The 25178-nt window shown below is 62.7% G+C and carries 26 protein-coding genes; 16 read left to right on the top strand and 10 right to left on the bottom strand.

Translation table 11 applies throughout. The features are described 5' to 3' along the window. Positions 1-2 precede the first annotated feature (2 nt). From ACO06J_RS06395 to ACO06J_RS06355, 9 genes are all read left to right on the top strand, one after another. The gene (locus tag ACO06J_RS06395) at positions 3-1388 is read left to right on the top strand and encodes a pyruvate dehydrogenase complex dihydrolipoamide acetyltransferase (protein ID WP_421759871.1); all 1386 of its coding nucleotides are present in this window, start codon (positions 3-5) and stop codon (positions 1386-1388) included. An 11-nt stretch (positions 1389-1399) separates the two neighbouring features. Beyond that, a complete protein-coding gene (locus ACO06J_RS06390; protein WP_421759870.1) occupies positions 1400-2047 on the top strand; it encodes an SGNH/GDSL hydrolase family protein in 648 nt (215 codons plus the stop codon). Then, a complete protein-coding gene (locus ACO06J_RS06385) occupies positions 2044-2637 on the top strand; it encodes a GNAT family N-acetyltransferase (protein WP_421759869.1) in 594 nt (197 codons plus the stop codon). Before ACO06J_RS06390 ends, ACO06J_RS06385 begins: the two co-directional genes overlap by 4 nt. Before the next feature lies 1 nt (position 2638). Further along, a complete protein-coding gene (gene lpdA / locus ACO06J_RS06380) occupies positions 2639-4081 on the top strand; it encodes a dihydrolipoyl dehydrogenase (protein ID WP_421759868.1) in 1443 nt (480 codons plus the stop codon). A gap of 62 nt (positions 4082-4143) precedes the next feature. Next, positions 4144-4401, top strand: a complete 258-nt coding sequence (locus ACO06J_RS06375; protein ID WP_421759867.1) for a GlsB/YeaQ/YmgE family stress response membrane protein — start codon at positions 4144-4146, stop codon at positions 4399-4401. A 111-nt stretch (positions 4402-4512) separates the two neighbouring features. Beyond that, on the top strand, positions 4513-4764 hold the full coding sequence (locus ACO06J_RS06370) for a GlsB/YeaQ/YmgE family stress response membrane protein (RefSeq protein WP_421762458.1): 252 nt from the start codon (positions 4513-4515) through the stop codon (positions 4762-4764). An 8-nt stretch (positions 4765-4772) separates the two neighbouring features. Next, on the top strand, positions 4773-5729 hold the full coding sequence (gene lipA / locus ACO06J_RS06365) for a lipoyl synthase (protein WP_421759866.1): 957 nt from the start codon (positions 4773-4775) through the stop codon (positions 5727-5729). Next, positions 5722-6156, top strand: coding sequence for a type II toxin-antitoxin system RatA family toxin (locus ACO06J_RS06360; protein WP_421759865.1), 435 nt, complete (start codon positions 5722-5724; stop codon positions 6154-6156). Before lipA ends, ACO06J_RS06360 begins: the two co-directional genes overlap by 8 nt. 97 nt (positions 6157-6253) lie before the next feature. Further along, positions 6254-6619 carry a VOC family protein gene (locus ACO06J_RS06355; protein WP_421759864.1) on the top strand — a complete coding sequence of 122 codons (366 nt, stop codon included), beginning with the start codon at positions 6254-6256 and terminating at the stop codon, positions 6617-6619. 2 nt (positions 6620-6621) lie between these two features. On the opposite strand, the gene ACO06J_RS06350 is transcribed toward ACO06J_RS06355, so the two are convergent. Both ACO06J_RS06350 and ACO06J_RS06345 read right to left on the bottom strand, forming a co-directional pair. Continuing rightward, complete coding sequence (locus ACO06J_RS06350) at positions 6622-7116, bottom strand: CinA family protein (RefSeq protein ID WP_421759863.1); 495 nt, start codon at positions 7114-7116, stop codon at positions 6622-6624. Between the two features lies 1 nt (position 7117). Next, positions 7118-8377, bottom strand: a complete 1260-nt coding sequence (locus tag ACO06J_RS06345) for a bifunctional 2-C-methyl-D-erythritol 4-phosphate cytidylyltransferase/2-C-methyl-D-erythritol 2,4-cyclodiphosphate synthase (protein WP_421759862.1) — start codon at positions 8375-8377, stop codon at positions 7118-7120. A gap of 110 nt (positions 8378-8487) precedes the next feature. On the opposite strand from ACO06J_RS06345, the gene dusB reads away from it, so the two are divergent. The 7 genes from dusB to hflX all read left to right on the top strand — a co-directional run bounded on the left by dusB (position 8488) and on the right by hflX (position 17834). After that, positions 8488-9486 (top strand): tRNA dihydrouridine synthase DusB, encoded by a 999-nt coding sequence (dusB, locus tag ACO06J_RS06340; protein WP_421759861.1) that lies wholly within the window; start codon positions 8488-8490, stop codon positions 9484-9486. Continuing rightward, entirely contained in the window at positions 9483-10610 is a 1128-nt protein-coding gene (locus ACO06J_RS06335; protein ID WP_421759860.1) for a two-component system sensor histidine kinase NtrB, read from the top strand. The genes dusB and ACO06J_RS06335 overlap by 4 nt, the downstream gene beginning before the upstream one ends. Next, positions 10607-12055: a nitrogen regulation protein NR(I) gene (ntrC, locus tag ACO06J_RS06330; RefSeq protein WP_421759859.1), complete on the top strand. Its 1449-nt coding sequence runs from the start codon at positions 10607-10609 to the stop codon at positions 12053-12055. The genes ACO06J_RS06335 and ntrC overlap by 4 nt, the downstream gene beginning before the upstream one ends. Before the next feature lie 162 nt (positions 12056-12217). After that, positions 12218-14644, top strand: a complete 2427-nt coding sequence (locus ACO06J_RS06325) for an ATP-binding protein (RefSeq protein WP_421759858.1) — start codon at positions 12218-12220, stop codon at positions 14642-14644. Beyond that, on the top strand, positions 14644-16023 hold the full coding sequence (locus ACO06J_RS06320) for a sigma-54-dependent transcriptional regulator (RefSeq protein WP_421759857.1): 1380 nt from the start codon (positions 14644-14646) through the stop codon (positions 16021-16023). The genes ACO06J_RS06325 and ACO06J_RS06320 overlap by 1 nt, the downstream gene beginning before the upstream one ends. A 166-nt stretch (positions 16024-16189) precedes the next feature. Further along, a complete protein-coding gene (gene hfq, locus ACO06J_RS06315) occupies positions 16190-16438 on the top strand; it encodes an RNA chaperone Hfq (protein WP_421759856.1) in 249 nt (82 codons plus the stop codon). 10 nt (positions 16439-16448) lie between these two features. Continuing rightward, entirely contained in the window at positions 16449-17834 is a 1386-nt protein-coding gene (gene hflX, locus ACO06J_RS06310; protein ID WP_421759855.1) for a GTPase HflX, read from the top strand. An 18-nt stretch (positions 17835-17852) separates the two neighbouring features. On the opposite strand, the gene mazG is transcribed toward hflX, so the two are convergent. The 8 genes from mazG to tmk form a co-directional block, all read right to left on the bottom strand. Then, complete coding sequence (mazG, locus tag ACO06J_RS06305) at positions 17853-18656, bottom strand: nucleoside triphosphate pyrophosphohydrolase (protein WP_421759854.1); 804 nt, start codon at positions 18654-18656, stop codon at positions 17853-17855. A gap of 19 nt (positions 18657-18675) precedes the next feature. Next, entirely contained in the window at positions 18676-19407 is a 732-nt protein-coding gene (locus tag ACO06J_RS06300; RefSeq protein ID WP_421759853.1) for a hypothetical protein, read from the bottom strand. Between the two features lie 208 nt (positions 19408-19615). Further along, entirely contained in the window at positions 19616-19996 is a 381-nt protein-coding gene (locus tag ACO06J_RS06295) for a RidA family protein (protein ID WP_421759852.1), read from the bottom strand. 25 nt (positions 19997-20021) lie between these two features. Next, a complete protein-coding gene (locus ACO06J_RS06290) occupies positions 20022-20861 on the bottom strand; it encodes an MBL fold metallo-hydrolase (protein ID WP_421759851.1) in 840 nt (279 codons plus the stop codon). Continuing rightward, on the bottom strand, positions 20861-21655 hold the full coding sequence (locus ACO06J_RS06285) for a TatD family hydrolase (protein WP_421759850.1): 795 nt from the start codon (positions 21653-21655) through the stop codon (positions 20861-20863). The genes ACO06J_RS06290 and ACO06J_RS06285 overlap by 1 nt, the downstream gene beginning before the upstream one ends. A gap of 165 nt (positions 21656-21820) precedes the next feature. Further along, positions 21821-23368, bottom strand: coding sequence for a methionine--tRNA ligase (gene metG / locus ACO06J_RS06280; RefSeq protein WP_421759849.1), 1548 nt, complete (start codon positions 23366-23368; stop codon positions 21821-21823). Further along, positions 23365-24426, bottom strand: a complete 1062-nt coding sequence (locus ACO06J_RS06275) for an AAA family ATPase (RefSeq protein WP_421759848.1) — start codon at positions 24424-24426, stop codon at positions 23365-23367. Before ACO06J_RS06275 ends, metG begins: the two co-directional genes overlap by 4 nt. Then, positions 24423-25109 carry a dTMP kinase gene (tmk, locus tag ACO06J_RS06270; protein ID WP_421759847.1) on the bottom strand — a complete coding sequence of 229 codons (687 nt, stop codon included), beginning with the start codon at positions 25107-25109 and terminating at the stop codon, positions 24423-24425. The genes ACO06J_RS06275 and tmk overlap by 4 nt, the downstream gene beginning before the upstream one ends. Between the last annotated feature and the right edge of the window lie 69 nt (positions 25110-25178).

Genomic DNA, 25178 nt, shown 5'->3' with positions numbered 1-25178 from the left:
CAATGAGCATCAACATCACCATGCCCGCGCTTTCTCCCACAATGGAAGAAGGCAAGCTCGCCAAATGGCACGTCAAGGAGGGCGACAGCGTCTCCTCCGGCGATGTCATTGCCGAGATCGAGACCGACAAGGCGACGATGGAAGTCGAAGCCGTCGATGAGGGCAAGATCGGCAAGATCATGGTCCCCGAAGGCACCGAGAACGTGAAGGTCAACGCGGTCATCGCGGTGCTCCTCACCGAAGGCGAAACCGCCGCCGACATGAAGGCCGCCCCGGCACCCGCGCCAGTGGCCGCACCCGCCGCAGCTTCTACTGCAGCGGTCGCAATGCCCACGGCCACCACCGGCTCCGCCGCTGCGCCGATCCCACAGTCGGCGTCCCCTCGCCCCTCCGGGGAGAGGGTGCCGAGCGCAGCGAAGGCGGGTGAGGGGCCGGCCAACGGCGCCCGCGTCTTCGCCTCGCCGCTCGCCAAACGCCTCGCCAAGGATGCCGGCATCGAGCTCGGCGCCATCTCCGGCTCCGGCCCGCACGGTCGCGTCATCAAGTCCGACGTCGAAGCCGCAAAATCCGGCAAGACCCCGCTCAAGGCAACTGCGCCTGCCGCGGCCGCCGCCAGCGCTGCTCCGGCTGCAACGCTCGCCGCCGGTATGGGCCGCCAGCAGGTCATGGCGCTCTATCCCGAGGGCAGCTATGAGCTCGTGCCGAACGACGGTATGCGCAAGGTCGTTGCTGCGCGCCTTACCGAGAGCAAGCAGACTGTTCCGCATTTCTATCTGACGCTCGATTGCAAGATCGACGCGCTGCTCGAAGCCCGCGAACAGATCAATGCCGCCGCTCCCAAATCCAAGGACGGCAAGCCCGAATACAAGCTGTCGGTCAATGACTTCGTGATGAAGGCCTGGGCCGCCGCGCTGATGAAGGTGCCCACCGCCAACGCCACCTGGGCCGGCGACGCCATCCTCTATCACAAGCACGCCGACGTCGCTGTCGCTGTCTCCGTGCCCGGCGGCCTCTTCACCCCCGTGGTGAAGTCCTGCGACACCAAATCCCTCCGCCAGATCTCCGAAGAGGTCAAAGACCTCGCCACCCGCGCCCGCGGCAAGAAGCTCGCCCCGCACGAATACCAGGGCGGCACCTCATCGGTGAGCAACCTCGGCATGTTCGGCATAAAGAACTTCCAGGCCGTCATCAACCCGCCACACGCCACCATCCTCGCCGTCGGCGCCGGTGAAGAGCGGGTCTACGTCGACAAGGGCCAGATCAAGACCGGCAACTTCATGTCGGTCACCCTCAGCGTCGACCACCGCGCGGTGGACGGTGCCCTCGGCGCCGAGCTCCTCTCCGCCTTCAAGGGATTGATCGAAACCCCCGTGATGATGCTGGCGTGAGAGGAGGGGTGATGAAAACCATCCTCTGCTACGGCGACAGCCTCACCTACGGCGCGAACCCCATACCCGGTGGCCCGCGCCATGCCTATGAAGATCGCTGGCCCACCGCCCTCGAAGGCGCGGTCGGCGGCAAGGCTCGCGTCATCGCCGAAGGACTCGGCGGCCGCACCACCGTCCACGACGACTGGTTCGCCAATGCCGATCGCAACGGCGCACGCGTCCTGCCCACCCTGCTCGAGAGCCACTCCCCGCTCGATCTCGTCATCATCATGCTGGGCACCAACGACATCAAGCCGTTCCACGGTCGCAGCGCTGGCGAAGCAAGCCGCGGCATGGCGCGCCTGGTGCAGATCATCCGCGGCCACTATGCCGGCAAGATGATGCAGGCCCCGGAGATCATCCTCGTGTCGCCGCCCCCGATCATCCTCGGCGACTGGGCAGATATGATGGACCATTTCGGCCCGCACGAAGCCATCGCCGCCTCGGTCAACTTCGCCCGCGAGTACAGCAGGCGCGCCGAAGAGCAGCAGGTGCACTTTTTCGACGCCGGCACGGTCGCCAAGACCGACAAGGCTGATGGCATCCATCTCGACCCCGCCAACACCCGCGCCATCGGCGAGGGCCTTGCGCCGCTGGTCAAGCAGGTGCTCAGCCTGTGACGGCAGAGATCACCATTCGCCCCGCCGCCAAAGCTGATGCGAGCGAGGTGGCATTGCTCGTCAACATCGCGACGCACGGTGGAGTTCGGGTCGGCTGGGAGCATGACGAGCGGGCGGGGGAGACGTATGACCCGCTGGAAATTGGCCGGCTCGAAATGCTGGACGAAAAGGACGACCTGAGCTGGCGCAACGCCTATATGGCTGAGAGCGACGGCGAGGTGGTGGGCATGCTGCTCGGCTACCCCGAGCCCGATCAGATGGCGCCCTTTCCGCGCAACCTGCCGCGGTTCCTGGTGCCGATCGTCGAACTCGAGTGGCAGGCGGCAGGGCAGTGGTTCATTTCCATGCTCGCCGTGCATCTGCCGTGGCGGAGCCATGGCGTTGGCAAGAAGCTCCTCGCTCTTGCGGAAGCCAAGCGGGCCGATACGAAGCGGCGCGGGCTCGCGCTGATCGTCGAGGATGGCAATGCCAGGGCACGCGCCCTCTATGAACGCATGGGTTTTGCGGTGACGGCCAGCCGGCCGATGCAGCACTATCCCGACGGAACGCAGCCGGGCAAGGACTGGCTCCTGATGGTGAAGGAACATTGAGATGGCTGACCAATACGATCTGATCGTCATCGGCGCCGGCCCCGGCGGCTACGTTGCGGCAATCCGCGCGGCACAGCTCGGGATCAAGACCGCCATTGTCGAGCGCGAGCATATGGCTGGCATCTGCTCAAACTGGGGCTGCATTCCCACCAAGGCGCTGCTGCGCTCGGCAGAAGTCTACGGCCACATGAGCCACGCCAAGGATTACGGCCTCACCGCCACTGAGTTCGGCTTCGATCTCGATGCCATCGTCAAGCGCTCGCGCGGCATCGCGGCGCAGATGAACAATGGCGTCCAGTTCTTGATGAAAAAGAACAAGGTCGATATCATCTGGGGCGAAGCAGTGCTCACCGCCCCGGGCGAGATCAAGGTCGCGCCGACCAAGAAGACCATCGTCCAGCCGCAGGGCCCGATCCCCAAGAACGCTCTGGGCGAGGGCACCTACAAGGCCAAGAACATCATCATCGCCACCGGCGCCCGGCCGCGCGTGCTGCCCGGCATCGAGCCCGATGGCGAAAAGATCTGGACCTATTTCGAGGCCATGAAGCCAGCGAAGTTCCCCAAGTCCCTCGTAATCATGGGGTCGGGCGCCATCGGCATGGAGTTCGCCTCTTTCTACCGCTCGCTCGGTGCTGAAGTAACGGTCGTCGAACTGCTGCCAACCATCCTGCCGGTCGAGGATGCCGAGATCGCCGCCCATGTGAAAAAGCGCTTCGAAAAGCGCGGCATCAAGATCATCACCGATGCCAAGGTGGCCAAGGTCGACAAGACCGCGACAGGCATCGTCGCCCATATCGAGCCCAAGACCGGCGACAAGCAGACCATCGCCGCCGATGCCCTGATCTCCGCCGTCGGCGTTCAGTGCAACAGCGAGAACCTCGGGCTCGAAGCGCTGGGCGTAAAGATCGAGCGCGGCGCCATCGTCATCGATCACTATGGCCGCACCAACGTACCGGGCATCTGGGCCATTGGCGACGTCGCCGGCCCGCCGATGCTGGCCCACAAGGCCGAGCACGAGGCCGTCATCACCGTCGAGACCATTGCCGGCCTGAAGGGCGTCCACGGCCTCGACAAGCTGCGGGTCCCGGGCTGCACCTATTGCGAACCGCAGATCGCCAGCGTCGGCCTCACCGAAGCCAAGGCCAAGGAACTGGGCCGCGACATCAAGGTCGGCCGCTTCCCCTTCATCGGTAATGGCAAGGCCATCGCGCTCGGCGAACCCGAGGGCCTGGTCAAGACCATCTTCGACGCCAAGACCGGCGAACTGCTCGGCGCGCATATGGTCGGCGCCGAAGTCACTGAGCTGATCCAGGGCTTCGTCGTCGCCATGGGTCTCGAGACTACCGAGGAAGACCTGATGCACACCATCTTCCCGCACCCGACCCTCAGCGAAACCATGAAGGAAAGCGTGCTCGACGCGTACGGCCGCGCCCTCAATATCTAGCAGGTGCGCGCAGCGACCAAATGAACAGCGCCCATCCAATCCCGCCAAAGGACATTCCGATCATGTCGCCTGAAATCACCTCGCTCCTCATCTTTCTCGCCATCGGTCTCGTCGCTGGCTGGCTCGCCAGCCTGATCCTCGGCGGCGGCGGGTTGCTGCGCAATCTGATCGTCGGAGTGATCGGCGCTTTCGTGGGTGGCTGGCTGCTTGGCGTCGCCAATATCACCCTGCCGATCGGCAATGCTCTGCTGAGCCAGATCATCACGGCCACCATCGGCGCCATAGTGGTCATTCTGGTTGCACGCGTCGTCGTAAAGTAGCGAACTGGCTACCTTGAACCTCTGGCCTCAAGGTCCAATATCGAGGTTGGTCTTGAGGGTCGCAACATGAACTTGCCGCAAAAAAGTGGAGAGGGTTTTCTCATGGGTCGTATGGATTCGCGTTCGCTCGTTATCTTCCTTGTCATCGGCCTCGTGGCCGGCTTTCTCGCCAGCCTCGTGGTGGGCGGCGGCGGTCTGCTGACCTACCTGATCAGCGGCGTCATCGGCGCCTTTGTCGGCGGCTGGTTGTTCTCTGCACTGAAGATCAATCTCAATCTGGGCAGCCCGATCGTCTCCCAGATCCTTACCTCCACCGTCGGCGCTATCGTCGTCGTCGTCATTGCCAGGTTGATTGCCGGCTAGGAACGCACGTGGTCACACTGATCGACAGCACCAACACCCGTCCGCGCCATCCCGAAAAGGCCAACCGGCCTGAGCACGAGATGCTGCGCAAGCCGGACTGGATCCGCGTCAAGGCGCCGGGCTCACTCGTCTATCGAGAGACCCAGCAGATCGTTCGCGAGAATGGTCTGGTCACGGTCTGCGAGGAGGCCGGCTGCCCCAACATCGGGGAGTGCTGGAGCAAGAAGCACGCGACCATGATGATCATGGGCGAGATCTGCACCCGCGCCTGCGCCTTCTGCAACGTCCGCACCGGGCTGCCGACAGCGCTCGACCAGAACGAGCCGGAAAACGTCGCCATCGCCGTCGAAAAGCTCGGCCTCGCCCACGTGGTCATCACCTCGGTCGACCGCGACGACCTGCCTGATGGCGGTGCCGAGCATTTCGCCCAGGTCATCCGCGCCATCCGCCGCCGGACGCCGAAAACCACCATCGAGATCCTGACGCCCGATTTCCTCCGCAAGGAAGGCGCACTTGAAGTAGTCGTCGCGGCTAAGCCCGACGTCTTCAACCACAACCTCGAAACCGTGCCGTCCAAGTATCTCAAGGTTCGCCCCGGCGCCCGCTACTTCCACTCCATCCGTCTGCTGCAGCGGGTCAAGGAACTCGATCCCACCATGTTCACCAAGTCCGGCATCATGGTCGGGCTCGGCGAGGAGCGGAACGAGGTCCTGCAGCTGATGGATGATCTGCGCTCCGCCGACGTCGATTTCCTGACCATCGGCCAGTACCTTGCTCCGACCAAGAAGCACCATGCAGTGGCGCGTTATGTGACGCCGGACGAGTTCAAGTCCTTCGCCACCGTTGCCATGACGAAGGGCTTCCTGCTCGTCTCTTCGAGCCCCCTGACTCGCTCCTCCCACCACGCCGGCGAGGATTTCGAACAATTGCGCGCCGCGCGCCTCGCAAAGTTGGCCCATGCCTGATCTGTTCTTCGAGCGGCACATGCCGCACCTGCCGCAGCGCATGTTCGACCTGGTGTCGGACCTCGATGCCTATCCGGACTTCGTTCCCAACTGCAAGGCGATGGAAGTTCGCGACGATGCGGCCTCCGGTGCGCTGCTGGCCAAGATGACCGTCCAGTTCGGCCCCATCACCCAGGCCTACACCAGCCGCGTCGTCGCCGACCCGCAAGCACTGACCATCACGGCCAAGGCCGTCGATGGCCCTTTTGCGTATCTTGACAGCAAGTGGACCTTCACGCCCGAAGGGCAGGGGTCGCGCGTGCGCTTCGATATCGAATTCAAGATGAGCAACCCGCTGATCGCCGCCGTCGCCGAGCCAGCCTTTGCCGCCAAACAGGATGAAATCATCGACGCCTTCGCCGACGAGGCCGACCGCCGTTTCGGCTAGGTCAGCGCCTGTCCTCAGTTCACGGTTGCCAACGCGTTGTACATGCCATAGGCCTTTCCCAATTGTTCATGATCTGTTCGCTTTGGGAGAATTGCCGATGATCCGCAGGATCGAATGCGTGTGCATACCGACCACCGACATTGCGGCATCAGCAGCGTTCTATGTTGGTCTCGGCCTAACGAGGGCGTGGACGATTGAGCGCAAGCTCGAGACTGGTCAGACCTGGACGCTGATAGGGCTGAAGTTCCCTGACAGTTTAGGTTCTGAACTCGTCCTCAGCGACAATCCCGGTATCGATTTTACGGAGATCGAACTTCACTGCGATGACGTCCGGCAGACATTCGAGGCGATCCGCACAAATCCAGCTGTGACCTGGATACGCGAGCCATTCGCAACCGAGTCCGGCCATGTCGCAGTGATGGAAGCGCCGGATAAGAACGTCTTCGTTCTGGTTGGCGCCTGACTTCAGGCCTTGGCAGCCTTCAGCACTAGCTTGAGAGCCTGAACGACCGTTGCGTAACGGACCTCGTCGCGGCTCATCCCCGAAAACACCTTCTTGAGGTGCGTGGTGCCATTCTCGGTCGCAACGGAGAAATGCACCAGCCCAACCGGCTTTTCCGGCGTGCCACCATTAGGTCCGGCTATCCCGGTAACCGCCACGGCCATATGCGTCCCCGCCGCTCCCATAGCGCCATCCGCCATAGCCATCGCCACCTCCTTGGAAACCGCCCCAAACTGCTTCAGCAGCCCATAGGGCACACCCACCATGGCGATCTTGGCCTCGTTCGCATAGGTCACGAACCCGCCATAGACGACATCGGACGATCCGGAGATCGAAGTCAGCGCTCCGGCGATCAACCCACCGGTGCAGCTCTCGCAGGTTGCCACAGTTATCCCCGCCGCCTTCAGCGCTGCTACAGTCTCTGCAGCAAGGGAGGCGACATCATCTGGCAGCTTCATTTCACTCTTCCCTCGGCAGTTCTACACTGGCCGCAGCCATCGCCACGATCCCTTCGCGGCGGCCGGTAAAACCCAGCTCCTCACTGGTAGTAGCCTTGATGGCAATGCGGTTCTTGGAAATCCCGCAGATCCCCGCGATCGCAGCCTTCATCGCCTCAACATGCGGGCCGATACGCGGCGCTTCGCAGACGATGGTGATGTCCAGATTGACAATCCGCCCGTTGCGGCTGGCCACCAGCCCGGCAGCATGCGCCAGAAAGGTCGAAGACGCCGCGCCCCTCCACTGCATGTCGGATGGTGGGAAGTGATGCCCGATATCCCCTTCGCCCAGCGCCCCGTAGATCGCGTCGCACAGCGCATGCAGCGCCACGTCCGCGTCGGAATGGCCCTTGAGCTTCATCCCGTGTGGAATTTTGACCCCACCCAGCCAGACGGCATCGCCGGCCTCGAACGGGTGGACGTCAAATCCGCTGCCGATCCGGGTTTCCATCTGGCTTCCAGCTCCCAGCAGGCGCTCGGCCCGCGCAAAATCCTCGGGATGGGTGATCTTGATGTTCCGCGTACTGCCCGCCGTCAACGCCACCGCATGCCCCGCCCACTCGGCAATCGCCGCATCGTCGGTAAACTCCCTCGGCTCCGGCGCAGCCTGTCGGTGCGCTGCCAGAATTTCCCGGAAACCAAACCCCTGTGGGGTCTGCGCCGCAAACAGCGTCCGCCTGTCCACCGTTCCCGCCGAAATCCGTCCATCGTCGGAGCGTTTGATCGTATCCGTCACCGGCACGACCGGCAGGGCGGCGACCTGCTCTTCCAGTGCAGCAATGACGCCGCCAATGGTTGTTGCGTCAGTCAGCGGCCGCGCTGCGTCCTGGATCAGCACCAGATCAGGTTCCAGCGCAGCAAGGTTCAAAAGTCCAGCCAGAACCGATGCCTGCCGCGTATCCCCACCGACCACGGCAGGCAACAGCCGGGGATGAACCAGATCCAGCGCCCCGAAACGCTCTTGGTGATCAGCATGGATCACCGGAAGAACCCAAGTGACCTGATCCAGAGCAAGAAATGCGTCGATTGTCCGGCTCAGAACTGGCCGCCCTGCAAGCAGACGGTATTGCTTCGGCTCAAGCTCTCCAGTAGCACTGGCGCGCTCGCCGCGACCGGCAGCGACCACAATGGCGGCGATAGTTTTTTGGCCTGTCATTGTCGTTCCGCATTCCGGCCGATGAATTGGCGAATGAGGTCTATCGGCGGTGCCGTAACGCAGCAAGGGCCCTGATGACCGAGATTCTCCCTAGGCACGCGTTACGTGGTTGCGCGCGGCCGAATTTTGACTATTCTGCAGGCACTTCCTCAAAATGAGCAAATCTGGGGCATTTGGTGTCTAAGTTTGCCTGCGGGTTAAGCATTGCTGGTCACGTTCTGCCCAATCGCGCCTTTCTGGCGCCGATGGCCGGGATAACTGACGCCCCGATGCGGCGTCTGGCGGAGCGCTTTGGCGCCGGCCTGGTCGTGTCCGAAATGATCGCGAGCAATGCCCTCGCTACGGGGCAGGACGAAATGCTCCGCAAGCTCGACAAGTCCGGCAACCTCCCGCATGTCGTTCAACTCGCTGGCTGCGAAGCGCAATGGATGCAACGCGGCGCCGAGATCGCCTGTGAAGCAGGCGCCGACATTATCGACATCAATATGGGCTGCCCGGCGAAGCGCGTCACCAACGGCTATGCAGGCTCTGCCCTGATGCGCGTTCCCGACGAAGCCCTCCGGCTGATCGATGCCGTCGTGGCGGCCACTCCGTTGCCGGTCACGGTCAAGATGCGCCTCGGCTGGGATGATGACAGCCTCAACGCCGCCGATCTGGCGCGCCGTGCCGTCGATGCTGGCGTGCAGATGATCACCGTGCACGGACGCACGCGGCAGCAATTCTACAAAGGCGAGGCTCGCTGGAACCTGGTCCGGGCGGTCGTCGAGGCGGTCGATGTTCCGGTCGTCGTGAATGGGGACATCGTCGATCTTGCCGCAGCTGAGGATGCGCTGAGCCAGTCCGGAGCAGCGGCGGTGATGATAGGCCGTGGCGCTCAAGGGCAGCCCTGGGTCGTCGGGCAGATCGGAGCAGGCCTGGCGGGGCAGGGGGCGGCGCTCGCGCCGACAGGCGCAGAGCTGGTCGAGATCGTCTCCGAGCACTACGAGGCCTTGCTGTCCACCTACGGCCGCATCGGCGTCCGCGTCGCCCGCAAGCACCTCGATTGGTACCTCGAAGCTGCGGGCATCGTTCTCGAAAAACCAATCCGCGCTTCACTGCTCAATTCCGAGAACGCAGAAGAAGTGCTGGGCATGATCCCGTCGATCTATGCCGGCAACTGGAGACAAGCGGCATGATCGAAGTTGCACACGGGCTCTCCACCGCGGTGCTGCAGGCTCTGCCGCAGCCGGTCATTGTCTGCGGTGAAGACCTCAGCATCATCTTCGTCAACTACGCCGCAGAAGCGTTCTTCGGCGCCTCCCTGAGTGTCCTCACGCGCCAGAAGATCGATGACATCATCGCCTTTGGCTCGCCCATCGTCGGTCTGATCAAGGCCGTTGTGGAACGCCATGCGCCCATGACCGAGTACCGGTTGCGAGTCGGCTCGTCGCGGTTCGGCGATGCGAGCGATGATCGCGTGGTCGATGTTTTCGCCACGCCACTCTCTGACGTCGACGGCCGCATCGCGCTGCTCTTTCAGGAGCGCACCATGGCCGACAAGATTGATCGTCAGCTCGTCAGTCGCGGCGCTGCCCGCTCGGTCACCGGGCTCGCCTCAATGCTGGCGCACGAGATCAAGAACCCGCTCTCCGGCATCCGCGGAGCCGCACAATTGCTCGAGCAGAGCGTCACGCCCGACGAACTTCCCCTGGCGCGTCTGGTCCGCGACGAGGTGGATCGCATCGTCGACCTCATCGATCGCGTCGAAGTCTTCGGCGATGACCGGCCCGTGGAACGCGAACCCATCAACATCCACGTCGTGCTTGACCGCGTGAAGCTGCTGGCCAAGAGCGGTGTGGCCCGCGGCATCACCTTCTACGAGGACTACGATCCGTCGCTCCCGCCTGTCGGTGGCAATCGCGACCAGTTGATCCAGGTGTTCCTGAACCTGGTCAAGAACGCTGCGGAGGCCCTGGAGCGCACCTCGAAGCCTGAAATCCGGTTCTCTACAGCCTTCCGCCCCGGCATCCGAATTTCCGTCCAGGGCGTCTCCGAACGCATCTCGCTGCCGCTTGAAATCATCATTGAAGACAACGGCCCAGGCGTCCCCCAGGATCTGGTGCCGATCCTCTTTGATCCCTTTGTCAGCACCAAGGCCAACGGGTCGGGTCTGGGTCTGGCGCTGGTCGCCAAGATCATCGGTGATCACGGTGGTGTCGTAGACATGGACAGCCGCCCCGGCCGGACCAAGTTCCGCATTCTTCTGCCCGTTGCGGGCCGCACGCTAAGCCCCCAGTCTGAAGAGGCATTTGCCAAATGAGCCACACCATTTTGCTGGCCGACGATGACGCCGCGATCCGCATGGTGCTGAACCAGGCGCTGACGCGAGCAGGCTACGAAGTCCGGCCCACCGGCAATCTCTCTACGATGTGGAACTGGGTCAGCCGCGGCGAAGGCGATCTGCTCATCACCGACGTGGCCATGCCGGACGGCAATGCCTTCGACATCATGCCCAAGATCAAGAAGCTCCGGCCCGATCTGCCCATGGTCGTGATGAGCGCCCAGAACACCTTCATGACCGCCATCCGCGCCAATGAAGTCGGCGCCTATGAATATCTCCCAAAGCCCTTCGACATCGCCGAAGTGCTATCCGTGGTGGCACGCGCCTTGGCAGATGCCAAGAAGCCCTCCAACAGCGAGCGCAAGGCCGACGAGCCGGGCGAGACCATGCCGCTGGTCGGACGCTCGTCCGCCATGCAGGACATCTACCGCGCGCTGGCGCGCCTGATGCAGACCGACCTCACCGTGATGATCACGGGCGAGAGTGGCACTGGCAAGGAACTGGTCGCCCGCGCCCTGCACAACTTCGGCAAACGCCGCAACGGCCCATTCGTCGCGATAAACATGGCCGCTATCCCCCGCGATCTCATCGAGGCGGAACTGTTCGGACACGAGAAGGGCGCCTTCACCGGCGCCACCGCCCGTTCGTCGGGACGCTTCGAGCAAGCTGAGGGTGGCACGCTGTTCCTCGACGAAATCGGCGACATGCCGATGGATGCCCAAACCCGTCTGCTGCGCGTGCTGCAGGAGGGGGAGTATACCATGGTCGGCGGCCGTACGCCGATCAAATCCAATGTCCGCATCGTCGCAGCCACCCACCGCGATCTCAGCCAGATGATCCGGCAAGGCCTCTTCCGCGAGGACCTCTATTACCGCCTCAACGTCGTCCCGATTCGGCTTCCGCCCCTGCGCGAGCGCATCGACGACATCAACGATCTGGTCCAGCACTTCCTGAGGGCGGCGCAACGCGACGGCGAGCCCGTCAAGACCATTGCCCCCGACGCCATCCGCCTGATGCAGAACTACTCGTGGCCAGGCAACATCCGCGAACTGGAAAATCTCGTCCGACGCCTGTCTGCGCTTTACGCAGACGAGAACATCTCGGTGGAGATCGTCCAAAGTGAGCTCAATCTAGCCGATCGTCAGCCAGCACAGACGGCCTCCGGACCAGTGGATGTCTCAACTGCCGTGGAGACCCACGTCGCTCAGCTTCTACGCGAATATGAGCCGAACCTGCCGCCCGCCGGGCTTTACCAGCGCGTCCTGGACCGTGTCGAGGCTCCGCTGATTGCCATGGCGCTGAACGCCTGCGGCGGCAATCAGATCCGCGCTGCCGATCTGCTGGGTCTTAATCGCAATACTTTGCGCAAGAAAATCCGGGCTCACAGCATCGAAATCGTCAAGCAGTCGCGACGGCAGGGTTAGCCTTCACTTCGGGTTGTGTTGCAAAAATGCCGGATCGGGCGTAGGGACGCTGCCTGAGTAAATCCGCTCCCAGCCAATGTGTCTCATTTTGGCAACAATTGTCTTGAAGGGTGCGGTGTTCCGGGCGAAACTGCCCATCCCTGTCCCAAACACGGCCGCTGGATGCACGACGCCACGCTGGTAAGCCAGAATTTGCCCAACTCGAAAGCAGCAGCACCGGTGCCAAGGCCGCGCATTGTGCTGTTTGACAACGGCCGACAGGCGATCCGCACCGTTGGCCTCGTGATTGTGCTTCTTTCGGTCTTCGTGTCGTCAGGCTCGTTTCTGATCATGACCGGCGCCACCGACATCGAGCCCACGCCAGAGATCTGGACGGCCATCTGGGTGGTCAATGGCCTCCTGGTGCTGTCGGTGGTCGCCCTCGTGATGACCGAGGCAACTCTCCTCATTCAGGCGCGAGTGCGCGGGCAGGCCGGCGCGGGGTTGCAGGTCCGCATGGTCGCCATGTTCGCCATGGTGGCGGCGGTGCCGGCTTTGCTCGTTGCTGTAGTCGCCATGATCTCGCTCAACCAGGGCCTCGACCAGTGGTTTTCCGAGCGCACCCGGACGATCGTTGAGAGTTCCCGCCTCGTAGCGCGCTCTTACATGCTCGAGCACTCGCAGGTGCTGCGCGACGACATCATCTGGGTCGCGACCGAGCTTGAGCAGGCGCGAGGCACGTTTGAGACCGATCGCGTCAAGTTCCAGCGCATCCTAACCGCCTTGGCTGTAACGCGATCGCTGCCGTTCACGTCGCTGATCTCTGCCGATGGCGACACCCTGATGAAGGCGCAGATTAACGCGCCCGGGACGGCGCCTCGCGTGCCCGATGGCCTGACGAAAGGCGTCAGGGAAGGGGCTCCGACCGAAATTTCGCCGGGTCGAACCAATCTCGTCGGCTCAGTCGTAAAACTGCGCGGCTACGACAACACCTACCTGTTCGTTGCGCGCCCGGTTGATCCCGAGGTCCTTGAGTTCACCCGCCTCACCGATCAGAACATCACCGAGTACCGCCAATACGAGAGCAACCGCCTGGTCTTTCAGATCACCTTCACGCTGATGTATGTCGGCCTGGCGCTGGTGCTGCTCTTGGCGGCTGTGTGGATCGGCATTGCGCTCGCCAACCGCTTCGTCGACCCAATCCGAAATCTCATGATTGCCTCCAGCCGCGTGTCGGACGGTGATCTCGATGTGCGAGTACCGGTGCAGGAGGGCAGGGGCGACCTGCGCGACCTCAGCAACCAGTTCAACACCATGACTCAGCAGCTCAAATCACAGAGGCTGGCCATTGTTGAGGCGAGTGAAACCAACGAAAAGCGGCGCCAGTTCACCGAAGCGGTGGTGGAGGGCGTGTCGGCCGGCATCGTCGGCCTCGACCCCTTTGGCACCATCACCCTGGTCAATGCTCGCGCCGCCGAAATGGTTGGGCGCGATGAAATCTCGTTGGTTGGCGAGCGGATCGACGAAGTCATCCCGGCACTGGCCCCCGTCATCGAACGCGCCAAGTCGTCTCGCCGCGGGCAGATCAGGGATCAGATCGAAATTGGATCGGGACCTGACTACAGAACCTATCAGGTCCAGTTGACCCGCGAAGGCACGATGACAGAGAGCAAGGGGTTCGTTGTCACGCTCGACGACATCACCGACCTGCTTTCGGCGCAGCGTACCGGTGCGTGGGCAGACGTGGCGCGCCGCATCGCCCACGAGATCAAGAACCCGCTGACGCCGATCCAGCTTTCCGCCGAGCGGCTTCGGAGACGCTATGCGAGCAAGCTCGCAGACGATTTCGAAGTCTTCGACAAGTGCATCAACACCATCATCAGGCAGGTGGGCGACATCGGCCGGATGGTCGATGAGTTCTCCTCGTTCGCCCGCATGCCGGAGGCGCGCCTTGAAAAGGGCGACCTGACCGATTCCGTACGCCAGGCCGTGTTCCTCGAAAGCGTGCGATTACCGGAAGTCGCCATACGCATGGAACTGCCCGAGCAGCCGATTTTCGCCTGGTTCGACAACCGTCTGATCAGCCAGGTGCTGACCAATCTGATCAAGAACGCGGTCGAGGCGATCGAAGGGGCCGGCCTTGAGGCCATCAAGAACCCGGTGATCGTCGTCGAGGCAAAGCCGGAAGGCGACATGGTGCGCGTATCGATCTCCGACAACGGCAAAGGCTGGCCCAAAGAAAACCGTCACCGGTTGCTTGAGCCATATGTTACGACACGCGAGAAGGGCACGGGGCTCGGTCTCGCAATCGTCGCAAAGATCATCGAGCAGCACGGCGGCAAGGTCGACCTTGTCGATGCAGAGCCTGATGAAAACGGCAGGGAAGGCGCCTGCTTCACGTTCACTCTGCCTTTGCGGCAGGATGGCGATGAACCAGAGGACGGGGAGCCAGCAGCCCCCGGGGCGCCAACTCGTGCCGAACAGGCTGCGGCCGAAGCAAGGGCCGACCTGAACAAGCGAACTGAAGTCAGCGAAGCGGGTGGGGCAACACCTGAAGGCGGACAACAAGAGGAGCCGCAATTGCATATGCAAGCGGTCGAAAATACCTGATGGCCCTCGATATCCTGATCATCGATGACGAGGACGACATCCGCGACCTGATCGCGGGAATCCTTGAGGACGAGGGCTACGAAACGCGGCAGGCGCACGATGCCGATTCCGGGCTGAACGAAATCGCGCGACGTCGACCGAGTCTGGTCTTCCTGGACATCTGGATGCAGGGCAGCCGGCTGGATGGTCTCGCGCTGCTGGACGTGTTCCAGAGCCAGCATCCGGATATGCCCGTGGTGATGATCTCGGGTCACGGCAATGTCGAAACTGCGGTCTCAGCCATCCGGCGCGGAGCTTATGACTACATCGAGAAACCCTTCAAGGTGGACCGGCTGCTGTTGATCACGCAGCGGGCGATGGAAGCCGCCAAGCTGAAAAACGAAGTCGCCGATTTGCGGGAGCGCTCGAACAACGCTGTCGAGATGATCGGCAATTCGCAGCAATTGCAGCAGGTTAGGGCGCTGATCGACAAATCGGCACCGACCAACTCACGCATCTTCATCTCCGGATCGTCGGGAACCGGCAAGGGGCTGAGCGCCCGGATGATCCACCAGAAGAGCCCTCGTGCGGACTCGCCGTTTGTGGAGATCAACTGCTCTCTCTATGCGCCCGATGAGGTGCATGTCGTCCTCTTCGGTCGCGAGACGCGCGAAAAAACTGGCACGCTCCGCACCGAAGTTGGTGCGCTCGAAAAGGCGCACGGCGGCACGCTGTATCTCTCCGAAGTCGCTAGCCTGCCGCAGGCAGCACAGCAGACGCTGCTGCGAACCCTGGTGGAAAGCAAGTTCAACCGGGTCGGCGGTGCCGTCGCCGTGCCGGTCGACGTGCGTATCATCTCGTCCAGTTCACAGAACGTCGGACCGTTGATCGAGAGCGGCCAGTTCCGCTCCGACCTGTTCCACCGGCTGTCGATCGTTCCGCTGCAACTGGCGCCCCTTCGCGAGCGCCGGGAGGACATACCGCCGCTGGTGAATGTGTTTATCGAGCAGGTATGCCGGCTGCATAACCTCCGCAGCCTGACGATCGGTGAGGATGCGGTAGCGGTGCTCCAGGCGCAGGATTGGCCCGGCAACGCTCGACAGTTGCGCAACTCGATTGAGCGCCTCCTGATCATGGTCAAGGACGCAGCACCGGCCGATGGGGTGATTACCGCGGCGCTGCTGCCATCCGATATCGGCGAGGTCTTGCCGACGGTGGGAGACAGCGATTCGTCCGCCCACCTGATGAGCCTGCCCCTCCGCGATGCACGTGAAGTGTTTGAGAAGCAATATCTTTTGGCTCAGATCGAGAGGTTTGGCGGCAACATCTCAAAGACTGCTGAGTTTGTCGGCATGGAGCGCAGTGCCTTGCACCGGAAGATAAAAAGCTTAGGTCTCTAGCTATTGCCCGCTCCCGGGTAGGCACACGGATTCTAGTGTGCCATAGTTGTGGCAGTGGGAAAGCATTGAGCCTTGGGGCAGGGGTTGTGGCGACCTGACTGTCCAAAGAGCACGGGTTGTCGTTCAGGCATCCCGGCACCACATTGTACGCGAGAAGAGGCCAAAAATGCCCAGCGAAAAGACCCAGAACCTCCAGGACGCGTTCCTCAATCACGTCCGCAAGCAGAAAGTCCCGGTCACGATTTTCCTCGTGAACGGGGTGAAACTGCAGGGAGTGATCACCTGGTTCGACAACTTCTGCCTGCTGCTGCGGCGCGATGCCCAGTCGCAGCTTGTTTACAAGCACGCGATCTCGACGATCATGCCTGGCGCTCCAATCCAGCTGTTCGATCCCGAGCACGTGTCCGAGGACTGAGCCGACTACTATGACCGACGAGTTTGACGACGACGAGGACCGCAAAGGCGGCCCGCAGCGATTCATTGATCAACGCGCAGCTCCAACGCGCGTTGGTCTGATCGTACCCGAAGTTCGGGGAGCGTCGTATAGCCACAGCATCGAAGCCCGGAAGTCCGAGTTCGAAGGGCTGGCCAGCGCCATCACCGTTGAGATGATCTTCTCCGACGTCGTGAAGGTCCGCGAGATCAAGCCATCGACCTTTATCGGCGGCGGTCACGTGGCAGATATCGCCAAGCGGGTGGTGGACGAAAAGATCGAGCTACTGCTGGTGGATGCGGCCCTGCACCCGATCCAGCAACGCAACCTCGAGAAGGAAACCGGCGCCAAGGTACTCGACCGGACCGGGCTCATCCTCGAGATCTTCGGCGAGCGGGCAGCGACGCGCGAAGGCGTGCTGCAGGTCGAACTGGCGCACCTTAACTACCAGAAGAGCCGGCTGGTTCGCTCCTGGACCCACCTTGAGCGCCAGCGCGGCTCAGGCGGCATGGGCTTTATGGGTGGTCCCGGCGAAACCCAGCTCGAGAGCGACCGGCGCCAACTGCAGGACCGCATCAAGCTGCTGGAGGAGCGCATCGAGAAGGTGCGCTCGACCCGTAGCCAGCAGAAGGGCCGCCGCGACGCCGTACCCTATTCAGTCGTCGCTCTAGTGGGCTACACCAACGCCGGTAAATCCAGCCTTTTCAACGCTCTGACCGGGGCAGGGGTGTTCGCTAAAGACCAGCTCTTTGCCACCCTCGACACCACCGTCCGGAAGCTGACGCTGCCGCATGGGCGCGAAATCATGCTGTCCGATACGGTTGGCTTTGTCTCCAACCTGCCCACCGAGCTGATTGCCGCATTCCGCGCCACGCTCGAGGAAGTGCTGGAGGCCGATATCATCGTGCATGTCCGCGACGTCGCCAACCCCGACCATGCCGCGCAGGCGGCCGACGTGCTGAAAGTACTGGGCGAACTGGGCGCCACCGCGGACACGACGACCCCGATCATCGAAGTCTGGAACAAGGTCGACCTCCTCGAAAAGGATGCCGACGGCAAGCATCCTGCGCTGGACACCATGTCACCACTCGGCACCGTTGCCGCTTCCGTACCGGCTTCAGCTCAGACGGGCGAGGGGCTGGAGCAGGTGCTGCTGACCATCGAAAAGGTGCTGGCCAGCAAGGGCCGAACCTATCGCGTCCGCGTACCGCATACCGCTGGTGCGGATGTCGGCTGGCTCTACGGCCACGCCGAGATCATCGCCCGCGAAGAATCTGATGAAGTCGGTCAGGTCTATGAGGTGCGCGTCGAAGCGAGGCACGCCAGCGCCTTCAATGAGCGTTTTGCCGGCCGCATCGAAGCTGTAAATGCCGCTTAACAAGTTGATATAATTGTACTATTTGTCTTTCTGGCGAATCTCGTTCCAGTAGGCATCGAGCCTTTCGAGCCCAGCGTCGGGCAGGGGAATGCCGTCCTCGCGAGCCCGCTCCTCCACATAGTGGAAGCGCCTTGTGAACTTGAGGTTGGCGTTACGCAGCGCCGCTTCGGCGTCAACGCCGAGCTTGCGAGCGAGGTTGGCGGCCGCAAACAGCAGATCGCCCAGCTCTTCCTCGATACGGGCCTTGTCCCCGGTTTCGGCAACCTCCGCCACCTCGTCGAGCTCTTCGCGCACTTTGCCAAGCGTCTCGTGCCAATCCGGCCAGTCGAACTGCACAGACGCGGCGCGGCGGCTGAGCTTTTCGGCCCGCGCCAGGGCAGGCAGGGTGTTCGCCACGTCATCGAGGACAGACGAGGGCGCCTGCTTCTTCTCCGCCTTTTTGGCCCGTTCGTCGGCCTTCACTTCATCCCACTTGGCTTTAGCGCCGCCGGCGTTCCTGGCCGCTTCCTCGCCAAAAACGTGCGGGTGCCGCCGGATCAGCTTCTCGGTGATCGCGTAGACCACATCGCCAATATCGAAGAGCCCGCGCTCGGTCGCCATCTGGGCGTGATAGATCGGCTGGAGCAGGAGGTCGCCAAGCTCTTCGCGCAGATCCGAAAAGTCTTCGCGCTCGATGGCGTCCGCAACCTCGTAGGCCTCCTCGATCGTGTAGTGTCGGATCGTCGAAAAGTCCTGCTCCAGGTCCCAGGGGCAACCCCCAACAGGATTGCGGAGGGCGGCCATGATCTCGATCAGCCGTGAAATGTCGCGCGAGGGTTCCATGGCGGCTCCGGATAGGGATCTAGACGATATCGAACTGGACGATGTGTGCACCGAGCCCCGCCGCAACGTGCCCGGTGCCACTGACCGGCACCAGCCCGCAGAGCGAGCCTGTGGTGATGATTGTGCCGGCCTTGAGCGGATAGGCAGGGTGCTGGTAGCGGGCATAGGCGAGATACGACGCCAGCACAGTCCCGAACCCATGCTTCGCGGGTGCGTTATAGATCCGCTTGCCGGCAAACTCGATGGTGACGTCGAACCCTTCGATATCAGCGCCCAGATCCCGATGCATCGGGTCGATCACGTACGCGAACGCCGACATGTTGTCCGCGAGTCCGCCAGTGGGGCCAGCGATCGCACGATCCTTGTATCGGGTGCCGCAAACCTCGACGCCGACGAAGTAGTGGTCAATCGCCTCTATAGCGTCGATCTCGTCGGCGGCCGCAGCCTCGGATGTGATGTCACGCGCCAGCACAATGCCGACTTCAACCTCAAGACCGATCAGCCGCGATGCCTGGAGGCGCGCATTACCGCTCTGGTCGAGCCGCAGGATAGGCGCCACGACGCCGGCACCATCCGGGTGCACTGCAGTCTTCAGCAACTTGGGCGTGTCGCCAAGCATATCGAGCACGCGCGTCTGGACCCGATAGGCCGCAGCGCGGTCAAGGGCAGAGAAGGGCGTTGCATCAACGCTCTGGCTGCCATCCTTATTGGCCTCAAACAGCTGCTGGGCCAGGTCGAGTTCAGTGCTCATGTGCGATACCCCTCATTCGCAGTTCCGTTCGCATAAGATATATTATGGAACTTTTTGATATCCCGATTTTTTGCCGGTCTGGTTGGTTTGTGGGCGTTTCTTGGCCTTTGGCGGCGGCTCGCGTTAGCTTGTTCACGCCTTGCAGTTCACATTCCGTACAACGACCTCAGTCTAGCAGACTTCATCGCCATGGGCATAAGTCGAGTCCTCACGGCAGCACGGCCGTCGCGGTGATTTCGATCCTGAGGCCTTCGGCAAGCAATTCCTTGACGACCACTGTGGCGCGAACCGGAAACGGGCGCGACACAAAGTACTCGGCATACACACGGTTCATACCCTTGGCATCAGCACGGTCGACCAGGAAAATCTGCACCTGAACAATGTCCGCCAGCGTGCCGCCGGCAGCGCGGATCGCCTGATCGAGGTTCTGCAGCGCCTGACGCGTCTGCGGCTCTATGTCGCCGGCGACGATCGTTCCGGTCTTGGGATCCTCGGCGATCACCACCAGCCACACATGCTTGCCAGATCGCACGCAGTCGCTGATCGGTGCGCTGGACGGCGCAATGCCCGTATCGATAGCTTCCTTCATTGGCGGAACTCTGGATCGTAAGCTATTATCGTGGGCTGAGAATTTCGCCGAGCACGGCGTCGATCTGCAGCCCATCGAAGGCCGGTCTTACGCGCTCAGGTGTCATGGCGTCGGTCTGCGCATAGTCGAGATCGATATGGAGGTTGGTCAACACCGCATGGCGCGGCTCAAGCGCTTCGATCAGCTCCAGCGCCTCCGAGAGGCTGAGATGACTGGGATGCGGCGCCGGCCGGAGGGCATCAAGCACCCATACGGCCAGCCCAGATACCGCCTCGCGAGACTCCGAAGGAATGCCGCTCAGGTCGCAGGAATAGGCGAAATTGTGGACGCGGAAACCGAGTGAGGAAATCTCGCCATGTTCCTGACGGAACGGCAGAATCGTGATGGATCCTCCCGGCCCGTCCACCGTCAGCGGCGTGCCAGCTTCGATGATGTGCTGGTTCAGGATCGGCGGATAACCGCTGCCGGGCGGCGCAGTGAAGCAATAGGCGAAGCTCGGCACAATCCGGTTTGCCGCTTCCTGGCTGAAATACACATCGACGCGGCGACGGTTGTTGAGCGCCAAAACTCTAAGATCATCAATGCCATGGGTGTGGTCCGCATGCTCGTGCGTATACAGCACGGCTTCGACCCGATCGACGCCTGCGGCCAGCAGCTGTTCGCGCAAATCGCACCCGGTATCGACAATAATGCGGGTCGGCTCGTCGATACCGTCCGTATAACCCTCGATCAGCAAAGAGCAGCGGCTGCGGCGGTTCTTGGGGTTTTGGGGGTCGCAGACGCCCCAGTGGCCGCCGATCCGCGGCACGCCGCCGGAGGAGCCGCACCCCAGGATGGTTGCGATGATGCGCTGTGCCTGAGCCATTATGGGGCCGCCGTACTGGTCAACTTAGCTTTTGAAAACAAACGGAAAAAGTTCGAAGTCGTCTCATTTCCGAGCTGCTCGAGGCTGATGCCGCGCACTTCGGCCACCTTGACCGCAGTGTGGGCAACAAAACTCGGCTCGTTGGTGCCGCCGCGATGCGGGATCGGTGCCAGGTAAGGGGCATCAGTTTCAACGAGATAGCGGTCGTCCGGGACGAATTTAGCGACCTCCCGTATGCCCTCGGCATTCTTGAAAGTGATGATGCCGGAGAATGAAATATAGCCACCCAAATCGAGGGCTGTGCGGGCCAGTTCTTCGCCGGCGGTGAAGCAGTGGAGGACGAACGGGAAGGCGCCCTGCCCCATTTCATCCTTGAGGATGAACGCCATATGAGCGTCCGCTGAACGGGAGTGGATAACCAGCGGCAGGCCGGTGATACGAGCGGCCGCCACGTGACGGCGCAGACCCGTCTCCTGCGCCTCCTTGGGCGCGTTGTCGTAAAAGTAGTCGAGACCCCCTTCGCCGATCGCGACGCACTTGGGATGCGCACTCAATCGCACCAGATCGGCGGTCTCTATGTGCAACTCCTCATCGGCATGATGCGGATGGGTGCCGACCGAACACCAGACTTCCGGATGCGCCTCGGCGATGGCGCGAATCTCGTCAAAGCGCTCGACGCGGGTGGAGATGGTGAGCATGCCAACGATACCCGCAGCCTTGGCGCGGGCGAGCAGGCCGCTGCGGTCGGCGGCAAGCTCGGGGAAATCGAGATGGCAGTGGGAGTCGATCAGCATGCTAGGCACCTCTTTCCTTCTCCCCTTGAGGGAGAAGGTGTCGAGCGTAGCGAGACGGATGAGGGGACGTATAGCTGGACTGCCCCTCACCCGCCCTGCCTTGCAGGGCACCCTCTCCCTCAAGGGGAGAGGGAAGCACGGCAATGGCGCTGACTAACGAAGACATCAACCAGCCTTTGCATGCTCGAACTTCTTGAACACCGGCTCCGGCGGTGGCAACGCGGTGCCGGCGGGGATGGTGTAGGCGGACTGTGCATCGACAAGCAGGCGCTGATCGGCCGGCACCGCCAGGGCGTCGAGGAACTTTGCCGCCGAGGCCGGGATGAACGGCTGGGCGACAATGGCAGCGCGACGGACGACGTCCGCGGTGGTCACGAGGATCGTGCCCATGCGCGGCAGGTCGGCCTTGAGGCCCCAGGGGGCCTGATCAGCAAAATAGAGGTTGGCGGCACTCAGCAGAGCGACGAGTTCGCCGGTGGCCTCATGGACCTGCTGGGTCTGCATTGCCGCCGTGATCCTGGCGATGCCGTCGGTGACGGTCTGGACGATCGCCTTGTCCGCATCGTTGGGCTCGGCGGCAGGCAGCACGCCGCCGAAGTTCTTCTGGATCATCGACAGCGAGCGCTGCGCGAGGTTGCCGAAATTGTTGGCAAGGTCGGCATTGTTGCGGTTGATGAACTTGTCGCGGCCCCAGTCGCCATCCTGCCCGAAACTGATCTCGCGCAGGCAATAGTAGCGCACCGGATCGACACCGAACTCCTCGACGACGCCGAACGGATCGACGACGTTGCCGAGCGACTTCGACATTTTCTTGCCTTCCGACGTCAGGAAGCCGTGGGCGAAGACGCGCTTTTGCACCGGGATGCCGGCGGACATCAGGAAGGCCGGCCAGTACACCGCGTGGAAGCGGATGATGTCCTTGCCGATGACATGCAGATTCGCCGGCCAGAACTTCTTGAACTGCTCGGACCCGGTGTCCGGATAGCCGACGCCGGTGATGTAGTTGGTGAGCGCGTCGACCCATACGTACATGACGTGCCCATCGGCGCCGGGGACCGGTATGCCCCAGTCGAAAGTGGTGCGGCTGATCGAAACGTCGCGCAGCCCGGCCTTCACGAACGAGATGATTTCGTTGCGGCGCTCTTCGGGGGCGATGAAGTCGGGCACGTCCTCGTAGAGCTTCAACAGGCGGTCCTGGTATGCGGAGAGGCGGAAGAAGTAGCTGTCTTCCTCGACCCACTTCACCTCGGCGCCGGTGGGGGCAAGCTTCTTGCCGCCCTCGCCGTCGGTGAGTTCGGCCTCGTCGAAATAGGCCTCGTCGCGCACCGAGTACCAGCCCTTGTAGACCGACTGGTAGATGTCGCCATTGTTCCGCGCAGCCATCTGCCGCCAGATTTCCTGGCTCGACTCGTGATGGCGCTTTTCCGTGGTGCGGATGAAATCGTCGTTCGAAAGGTTCAACGTCTCCGCCAGCGCGCGGAAGCGCGCCGAATTGCGGTCGGCGAGCTCCTGCGGGGTGATGCCGAGCGCCGTCGCCGTCTGCTGCATCTTGATGCCGTGCTCGTCGGTGCCGGTGAGGAACCAGGTATCCTTGCCCTCAAGCCGCGCCCAGCGGGCAATCGCATCGGTCGTAATCATCTCGTAGGCGTGCCCGATATGCGGGTCGCCGTTGGGATAAGCGATGGCGGTGGTGACGTAAAAGGTCTCGGTCATCGGTCTGACGTGCTGGGCTCTATTGGGGAAACGTGCAGCTCAAGGTGCTTTCGGATTGCGTCAAAGATCGCGACCAGAGTTTGCCGCATGTCGAGGTTGTAGTCATCGGCATCGGCAAGCGAAAGCCGCGCCTTGTCCCATAGCTCGGTGACCGAGGCAAGTCGCCGTGGCTGGGCGACCGGAGCGGAAGCTGCCGCCCTGCCCTCGGCAGCCAGCCAGTCGAAGATCATGTCGCGGGCAAAGCGCAACTCAGCGCTGTCGCGCTCACCGCCCAAAGTGTCGGCGAGGTTGAGTCGATCAGCTGAACGCGCCGCCAGCGGATTAGCGAGCCACCCGCGTAGCGCCGACAGCGCTGTATCGTCGGAGAGCTGCAGCGCCTCAAAGCCGCGCCGGGGGCTGCCACCAGCGAGACTCGCCGCAGTGTCCAGCGCAGCCGCACCGGCTTCGGCGCTGCTCGCTGCAATCACGGTGCGCACATCACTCTCGGCGATGGGGCGCATCGCGACCTGGAAGCAGCGGGAGCGGATGGTGGGCAGGAGCGAGCCCGGACGATGGGAGACCAGGAGGAACGTCGTATCGGCCGGCGGCTCTTCGAGAATCTTGAGCAGCGCATTGGCCGACGAGGCGTTGCAATCATCGATCGGGTCGATGATGGCGATGCGGTGCCCTGCCCGGCCACGGGTCATTCGCATCTGGTCAATGAAGCTGCGCACTTCCTCGACGCGGATGACGGTGTAGTAGCCCTTGCCGGTGTCGCGCGCCGATTTGCGCATGACGAACAGGTTCGGATAGGCGCCTGCCGCGACCTGGGCGGCGATGTGGGACGGCGATTCATCGCCGGTGCGGGCAAAGATGCGGCGCGCGAAATCGAACGCCAGCGTCGCCTTGCCGATGCCGCGCGGACCATGGATCAGGATGCCACCGGGCAGGCGACCGGCATCAAGCCGTGCAGCGAGCGCTTCAAGCGCGGCTGCGTGCCCAACGACCGTGCTCTGGTACTCTGGCAGCGGCACGCCGGCGAGCTGGTCGGGCTCGCGTTCTGGATAGGTGGCGGTCACGCGTTCTCCGCGACCTCAAGCTCGGGGTAACGACGCGTCAGCGTGTCCCAGATTTCCTGCTCCAGTGCCTCTTCGCCCTGGTTGGCAGGCAGCACCACGCATCGGTCGCGATTGGCCCGGGCAATATCGAGAAAGGCGGTCCGCAGGCGCTGGTGCCAATCGAGGTCTTCCTTCTCGAAGCGGTCGCCGGTCTGTTGCAGCGCCGCCTCAAGCTCCCGGTTGTTCACGCGGGCAAAAGCGACGGCAGGGTCCATGTCTAGGATGAACGTCAGGTCCGGCTTGTGGCCATTGAGCGCCAGTTCCTCAAGGCCCCGGATCAGCTTGTCGTCCACACCTCCGGTGAGCCCCTGGTAAGCGCGGGTCGAGTCGTGGAAGCGGTCGGAGATCACCCACTTGCCAGCCGCGAGGCTGGGCGCGATCAGCTCGTTGACATGATCGAGCCGGGCCGCAGCAAAGAGCACGGCCTCAGACCCCGGCCCCCAGCTCTCCGAGCGGCCCTGGAGAATGAAAGCACGCACTGCCTCGGCCTTGGGCGTGCCGCCAGGCTCGCGGGTCCGCACTGCGCCGATGTTCAAGCGGGCCAGATGGGCGATCAGACGCTTCACCTGGGTCGATTTGCCGACCCCCTCGCCACCCTCAAAGGTGATGAAGCGAGCGGCCGCCGGTGCGGGCATATCGAGCATGCATCAGATTCCCTGCGCCGAAGTGATCGTCACGTTCTTAGCGGCGATGGCGGTGAAGCGGAAGCGCCC

Origin of the sequence: Devosia sp. (genome assembly GCF_965229025.1) — a bacterium.
Taxonomy (GTDB): domain Bacteria; phylum Pseudomonadota; class Alphaproteobacteria; order Rhizobiales; family Devosiaceae; genus Devosia_A.
Note: the sequence above shows the minus strand (reverse complement) of the source record. Positions and strands in the feature narration are given on the sequence as shown.